The organism is Micrococcus sp. KRD026 (assembly GCF_017168445.1).
Classification (GTDB): Bacteria; Actinomycetota; Actinomycetes; order Actinomycetales; family Micrococcaceae; genus Micrococcus; species Micrococcus luteus.
The window spans coordinates 84,584-91,396 of record NZ_JABFBA010000021.1 but is presented as its reverse complement, the minus strand read 5'-3'; the positions used below and the strand labels follow the sequence as shown (position 1 = coordinate 91,396).

At 74.5% G+C, this 6,813-nt stretch carries 5 protein-coding genes; 1 reads left to right on the top strand and 4 read right to left on the bottom strand.

The window, feature by feature from the left end:
* Positions 1–193: 193 nt before the first annotated feature.
* Complete coding sequence (gene acs / locus J1M40_RS07530) at positions 194–2,218, top strand: acetate--CoA ligase (protein ID WP_241252162.1); 2,025 nt, start codon at positions 194–196, stop codon at positions 2,216–2,218.
* On the opposite strand, the gene J1M40_RS07525 is transcribed toward acs, so the two are convergent.
* The 4 genes from J1M40_RS07525 to J1M40_RS07510 form a co-directional block, all read right to left on the bottom strand.
* A complete protein-coding gene (locus J1M40_RS07525; RefSeq protein ID WP_070708486.1) occupies positions 2,167–3,456 on the bottom strand; it encodes a M20 family metallopeptidase in 1,290 nt (429 codons plus the stop codon). The two genes, acs and J1M40_RS07525, sit on opposite strands and share 52 nt — an antisense overlap.
* A 51-nt stretch (positions 3,457–3,507) precedes the next feature.
* The gene (locus tag J1M40_RS07520; protein WP_070708487.1) at positions 3,508–4,305 is read right to left on the bottom strand and encodes a hypothetical protein; all 798 of its coding nucleotides are present in this window, start codon (positions 4,303–4,305) and stop codon (positions 3,508–3,510) included.
* A 138-nt stretch (positions 4,306–4,443) separates the two neighbouring features.
* Positions 4,444–5,322: a siderophore-interacting protein gene (locus tag J1M40_RS07515; protein ID WP_020621428.1), complete on the bottom strand. Its 879-nt coding sequence runs from the start codon at positions 5,320–5,322 to the stop codon at positions 4,444–4,446.
* Between the two features lie 109 nt (positions 5,323–5,431).
* Positions 5,432–6,799 carry an LLM class flavin-dependent oxidoreductase gene (locus J1M40_RS07510; RefSeq protein ID WP_020621427.1) on the bottom strand — a complete coding sequence of 456 codons (1,368 nt, stop codon included), beginning with the start codon at positions 6,797–6,799 and terminating at the stop codon, positions 5,432–5,434.
* Between the last annotated feature and the right edge of the window lie 14 nt (positions 6,800–6,813).

Here is a 6,813-nt window from a genome sequence, read left to right as displayed (position 1 = left end):
GCTGGGAGCGACCCTTCACCCGGACACGCTCCCTCACCGCCCCGACCCGGCCGAGGAGGGCGCCTCCGGGGCCGTCCGCGGACCGAACGACGGCGTGCCCGCCGCGGCCCTCGCGACGCTGCCCGGCCCCCTCCCGCAGGCGCTCGTCGACGCCGCCGACCCGGACGTCCACCCCGGCCGCCCGGCGGACCGGCTGCACGGCGGGCGCGGCGACGGCCGTCCGGTGGCCGAGGCGGACCGGCTCGCGTTCTGGGAGGCGGCCGGCCGACGTCTGAGCTGGGAGCGACCCTTCACCCGGACACGCTCCCTCACCGCCCCGGACCCGGCCGCCGAGCGCGGCCCGGAGATCCGCTGGTACGAGGACGGCACCCTGAACGTGGCCGTGAACTGCGTGGACCGCCACGTGGCGGCGGGGCGCGGGGAGAAGGTCGCCCTGTACTTCGAGGGCGAGCCCGGCGACCGCCGCGCCGTCACCTACGCGCAGCTGCAGCGCGAGGTCGCCCAGGCCGCGAACGCCCTCGAGGAGCTGGGCATCGGGGCGGGCGACCGCGTCGTCGTGTACCTGCCCGTGCTCGTGGAGACGATCGTCATCACGCTGGCGTGCGCGCGGATCGGCGCCGTGCACTCGCTCGTGTTCGGCGGGTTCTCGGCGGAGGCGCTGCGGTTCCGCGTCGAGGACACGGGCGCCAAGCTGCTCGTCACCACCGACGGCCAGTTCCGCCGCGGTGCCGCCGTCCCCGTGAAGGCCAACGCGGACGAGGCCGTGTCCGGGGACAACGCGATCGAGCACGTCCTCGTCCTGGACCGCACGGGCCACCGGGACATCCCGTGGACCGAGGGCCGGGACCTGTGGTGGCACGACGTCGTGGACCGCCAGCCGGACACCCACACCCCGCGCGCCTTCGACGCGGAGCACCCGCTGTTCATCATGTACACCTCCGGCACCACGGGACAGCCCAAGGGGCTCGTGCACACCTCCGGCGGGTACCTCGCCGCGGCCTCGTGGACGCACGACTTCCTGTTCTCCCACCCGGACCCGGCACGGCGCGACGACGACGTCCACTGGTGCACCGCGGACCTGGCCTGGGTCACCGCGCACACCTACGAGATCTACGGTCCACTCTCGAACGGGGTCACGCAGGTGATCTACGAGGGTGTGCCGAACGCCCCGCACCCGGGCCGGCACTTCGAGGTGATCGAGCGCTACCGGGTGACGAGCTACTACACGGCGCCCACCCTGATCCGCTCGCTCAAGGGCTGGCATCCGGACGGGATCCCGGCGCACGCGGACGGCGGCCCGGACCTGTCCTCGATCCGCCTGATCGGCACCGTGGGCGAGTCCGTGAACCCGGAGGCCTGGACGTGGGCGCGGACCCAGATCGGCCGGGACACCCCGGACCTGCCGATGGTGGACACGTGGTGGCAGTCCGAGACGGGCGCCACCGTGCTCTCCCCGCGCCCCACGGACACGGCCTTCAAGCCGGGCTGCGGCTCCCGGCCCCTGCCGGGGGTGGACGTGGCCGTGGTCGACGACGACGGCGCCCCCACGCCCGAGGGCCTGCAGGGCCGGATCGTGGTCACCCGCACCTCGCCGGCGATGGCGCGGACCGTGTGGCGGAACCCGGCCCGCTACTTCCACTCGTACTGGGAGGACTACGCGGACCAGGGCGAGGCGGGCTGGTTCCTCGCCGGCGACGGCGCCAAGCGGGACGAGGACGGCGACGTCTGGATCCTCGGGCGCGTGGACGACGTCATCAACATCTCCGGGCACCGGCTGAGCACCATCGAGATCGAGTCCGCCCTCGTGGCGCACCCGGAGGTGATCGAGGCGGGGGTGTGCCCCGTGCCGCACGAGACCACCGGGCATGCCGCCGTCGCCTTCGTGGTGGCGCACGAGAGCTGGCTGGCCGGCGACGACGGCCCCGGCGCCTCCGCCGCCGACCGCGCCGAGGAGCTGCGGCGGCACGTGGGGCGGGTGATCGGGCCGGTGGCCAAGCCCGCCGAGGTGGTCTTCGTCCCCGACGTGCCCAAGACCCGTTCGGGCAAGATCATGCGGCGGCTGCTGACGCAGCTGCACCAGGGCACCGCGCTCGGGGACACCACGAGCCTGCAGAACGAGCCGTGCGTCGGGCAGATCGCCGAGGTGCTCCGGGCCGGTCGCCGCGCTCAGGACGCCGGCACCGGCGCCGTCCGCAGCGCCAGCTCGGCCAGCACCTGAGCGGCCCGCGGCACCACGGCGTCGTCGAACACGGCCTGCGGGGAGTGGTTGACCGGGGCCTCGTCCGGGTCCACGCCCTCCGGGACCGCCCCGAGCAGGACGTAGGCGCCGGGCACCCGCTGGAGGACCTCGGAGAAGTCCTCGCTGCCGGGCTCGGGCTCGGGCAGCTCCCGGTAGGCGTCGGCCCCGTACAGGTCCTCCACGGTCCGGCGGACGAAAGCCACTGCGTCCGGATCGTTGGCCGTCACCGGGAACGCGCAGTCCGTCCGGACCTGCGCGCTCATGCCGTGCGCCGCGGCGATCCCGTGCACCATGCGCTCCACGGCCGAGAGCAGCCGGGTTCGGGAGGGCGCGGAGAAGGTCCGCAGGGTGAGGGCGAGGGTGGCGCTGTCCGGGATGATGTTGGCCGCCGTGCCCGCGCTCAGGTGCCCGACGGTCGCGACCACCGGGTCGAAGGCGTCGAACTGCCGGGTGACCACGGACTGCAGCGCCAGCACCATCTCGGCGGCCACGGGCACCGGATCCTGGGCCAGGTGCGGCACCGAGCCGTGCCCGCCTCGACCGTGCACCGTCACCACCAGGTCGTCGCAGCCGGCCTGGATCGCCCCCGGGCGGCTGAGCAGGACGCCGCGCGGGTACGTGCCCGAGGAGACATGGATCGCGTAGGCGGCGTCCACCGGTCGCCCGGCCGCCTCCAGCAGCCCCTCCTGGATCATGTGCAGGGCGCCGCCGCCGGTCTCCTCCCCGGGCTGGAACATGGCCACCACGTCGGCGGCGAGCTCCCCGCGACGGCGCACCAGCCACGCCAGGGCGCCGTAGAGGCCGGCGGTGTGCAGGTCGTGGCCGCAGGCGTGCATGGTGCCCGGCACGGCGGGGGCGTACTCCAGCCCGGTCTCCTCCGTGACGGGCAGGGCGTCCATGTCCCCCCGCAGCAGCACGACCGGCCGCCGGGCCCCCTCCGGCAGCGGGGCCCCGCCGCGCAGCACCACGACGACGGAGCTCAGCGCCCGGCCCACGCTCGTCTCCAGCGCGGGGCGGCCGGTGGCGGCATCCTCCCCCGCCTCAGCGCGCAGGGCCTCGAGCCGCTCGAGGACGGCGGCCTGGGTGCGGGGCAGGTGCAGGTCCAGCTCCGGATGCCCGTGGAGGCGGCGGCGGAAGGCGATCGCCTCCCGGGCGATGTCCTCCGGCAGGTCCGGGGCGAGGGCGTTCGCGGGCGGGGTGGGGGCGGTGCGGTCCATCAGGACATCATGCCGTGGCGGCCCGCCGGCCCACCCGGATCGCGCAGCGGGTCAACCGGCCAGCTCCTGCAGCTCGGCCAGGTCGAAGACGTCCTCCGAGGCGGGGGCCTCGGGCGCCTCGACCGCGTTCCACTCGGTGAAGGTGGCGTTCGCGTCCACGTCCTCGTCCTCCGAGTTCACGTCCTCGAGACGGTAGAGGGTCGTGCTCTCCCGGTCGATCAGCATCGTCCGGCCGAACTCGTGGTGCTCCTCGGGCAGCGCGTACTTGAGGTACTTCCTGCCCTCGAGCTCCACCTCCTCGGCCTTCAGGTCCTTGCCGTCGAAGGCGTCCGCGGCGGGCATGTCCTCCTCGAGGTCGGACATGATCTCCTGGAGTGAGATGTCCATCTGCGCGGCCTGATCGGCGCTCGTCTTGATCCAGCGGTCGCCCACGAGGGTGGAGAACATGCCCATCTCCCGGGGCAGGTCGTCACCGTCGGCCTTGAGCTTGAAGAACACGTCGGCGTCCCGGCGCAGGACCTCGATGTCCATGGTGGCCGCCCCCATGTCCACGTTCATGGTGCCCTTGAGGTGGGAGTCGTCGGTGGCGCCGGCGAGGTCCACGTTCGCGGACTGGATGGCGTCCGTGCCCAGGGAGGCGGAGGGCGACGCCGAGGCCGACGCGTCCTCCTTCTCCTCCTCCTTGTCGGCGGCGGTGCCCTCCATCCTCAGGCGCAGGCTCTCGGCATCCACGACCTTCTGGCGGACCTCGGGCCAGCTCTCGTCCAGCGTCGGGTCGGAGGCGCAGCCGGTGAGCAGCAGACCGGAGGCGGCGAGCATGCCGACGGCGAGGCGTGCGGGCGTCTTCATGGGGACTCCTTCACAGAGGTGCGGACGTGCCGGCGGCCGGGCACCGCCGGACGATGACCCCTCGACCGTCTCACGTCACCCCTGGCCCGTCATGCCCCGAGGGGCGACGGAACTTCGGCTGTGCCGAACCTGTGCGGGTCAGCCGCCGGTGGCGCCGTCCTCGAAGATCTGCCCCACCGGGGTCTGCTTCTCCGCCTGGAACACATCCTCGGCACGGCCGTAGGCCCAGTACGCGCTCACCGACAGCTGTCGCCGGTCCACGCCGCGCACGTCCGTGAGGTACGCCCGGACGCGCTTGACCTGCTCCCGCTCGCCGTGCACGAACGCGTGCACCCGTCCGTCCCGCCACGCCGCGCCCTCGACGGCGGCGGCGAACCTCGTCGTCTCCGGGGTGAAGGGGCCGCCGCGGTGCAGCCAGCGCACCTCGACGCCGGCCGGCGCGGTCAGGGGCACCTCGTCCCCGGCGTCGGTCACCTCGATCAGCGCGACGCCGGCCGCCGCGGCGTCCGTGGCGGCGAGGTCCTCGAGGGCGGCGGCGATCGCCGGCAGCGCGGCCTCGTCGCCGGCGAGCAGGTGCCAGTCGGCGGTGGGGTCGGGCCGGTAGGCGCCGCCGGGACCCAGGAACGCGACCTGCTGCCCCACCGGCTCGGACGCCGCCCACGCCCCGGCCAGGCCACCGTCGTGCCCGGGGGCGGCGCCGCCGTCGGACGCACCGTGGACCACGAAGTCGACATCCATGGTGCGGGCGGCCGCGTCCATGTGGCGCACCGTGTAGGTGCGGCGGACCGGCAGCTGCTCCGGGGCGAGGCGCTCGCGGAGGGCGTCCAGGTCGTACGGGGGCTCGAGGCCGAGCGCGGGGTCGGCGAAGAGCAGCTTCACGTACTGGTCCGTGGCGCCCTTCTCCGCCCAGCGGGCATGGACGGCGTCGAACTGCTCACCGCCGAGGGTCAGGCGCACGAGGTGCGGGGTGAGCCGGCGGGCGGCCACCACGGTGAGGACGGTCTGGGGCCGGGCCATGCGGGCCTCCTGGGGTCGGGGCGGGGTCTGCGCGGGTACGCGTCCCCCACTCTCCCACGACGAGACGGATTAGCGCACGTCAGCGTGACGTTTTCCCGTGGCGTCGGGGTCAGCGGAACCGGGCCCCCCGGTGGTCCTCCGGCAGCAGCGGTCCCCCGCCGGCCACGTTCTCGCGCAGGGTCCGCCCCGCCTCGGGCTCACGCAGCAGGCCGCGCCGCCGCAGCTCGGGGCTCACGAGCCGGGCGAACCGCTCGAGGTCCGTCGGGCGCACGGCCGCCGAGATGTTGAAGCCGTCCACGCCCGTCTCGCGGTGCCAGCGCTCGAGCTCATCGGCCACGGTGGCCGGGGACCCCACGATCACCGGCCCCCGCCCGCCCACGCTCACGAACTCCGCCACCTCGCGCACCGTCCAGCGACGGTCCGGCGACTGGGTGGTGAACGCGGCCAGCGCCGTCCGCGAGGCCTCGCTCTCCACGTGCTCCAGCTCGGCGTCCGGGTCCAGGCCGGACAGGTCCACCCCCGTCCAGCCGCCGAACAGCGCGAGCGCGGACTCCACGTCCACGTGTTCGTGGTACTCGGCCAGCCGCGCCTGCGCCTCCTCGTCCGTGTCCGCGACGACGACGGTCACCATCGCCAGCACGCGGATCGCGTCCTCGGGGCGGCCGGCCTCCCGCAGGCCCTCGCGGGTCTGCTCGACGAACCGCCGCACGTGCGCCGTCGTCGGGCCGATGTAGAAGACCGCCTCCGCGTGCTCGAGCGCGAACCGTCGCCCCCGCGAGGACGCGCCGGCCTGGAACAGGAACGGGGTGCCCTGCGGCCCGGGGTGCGCGAGCGCGACGCCGGGCAGGCGCACGTGCGGGCCCTCCACGCCGATCGGGTGCACCTTCGCCGGGTCCGCGAACACCCCGGACTCGCGGTCCGCCACGACGGCGTCCCGCTCCACGGACCCCTCGAACTGGCGGTACATGGCGTCGAGGTAGGCGTCGGCGCGGTCGTAGCGCTCGTCGTGGCCCGGCTGCCGGTCCAGGCCGAGGTTGCGTGCGGCCGAGTCCTGGTAGCCGGTCACCACGTTCCATGCGATGCGCCCCTCCGTGAAGTGGTCCAGCGAGGTCAGCGTGCGCGCCAGCAGGTAGGGCTGCTCGTAGGTGACGGACGCGGTGACGCCGAAGCCCACCCGCTCGGTGACGGCGGCCATCGCCGAGACCACCGTGAACGGGTCCAGCAGCGGCCACTGCACGCCGCCGCGCACCGTGGCGTCCACGCCGCTGCCGTGCACGTCGTACAGCCCGAGGATGTCCGCGAGGAACACGGCGGTGAACCCGCCCTCCTCCACGGTGCGGGCCAGGTCCGTCCAGAAGGACAGCCGGTCGAACTCGTGGGCGCGGGACTCGGGGTGCCGCCACAGCCCGGGCGACTGGTGCACGGGCGTCACCATGTCGAACGCGCTGAGGATGAACGGGGCGGGGGTCGCGGTCATCGGGTCTCCAGGGT

What these genes read in the sequence shown, in the direction of transcription:
- J1M40_RS07520 (WP_070708487.1), bottom strand. Translation starts at nt 4,305, where the DNA reads ATGAAGACGCCCGCACGCCTCGCCGTCGGCATGCTCGCCGCCTCCGGT.
- J1M40_RS07515 (WP_020621428.1), bottom strand. Translation starts at nt 5,322, where the DNA reads ATGGCCCGGCCCCAGACCGTCCTCACCGTGGTGGCCGCCCGCCGGCTC.
- J1M40_RS07510 (WP_020621427.1), bottom strand. Translation starts at nt 6,799, where the DNA reads ATGACCGCGACCCCCGCCCCGTTCATCCTCAGCGCGTTCGACATGGTG.
- J1M40_RS07525 (WP_070708486.1), bottom strand. Translation starts at nt 3,456, where the DNA reads ATGGACCGCACCGCCCCCACCCCGCCCGCGAACGCCCTCGCCCCGGAC.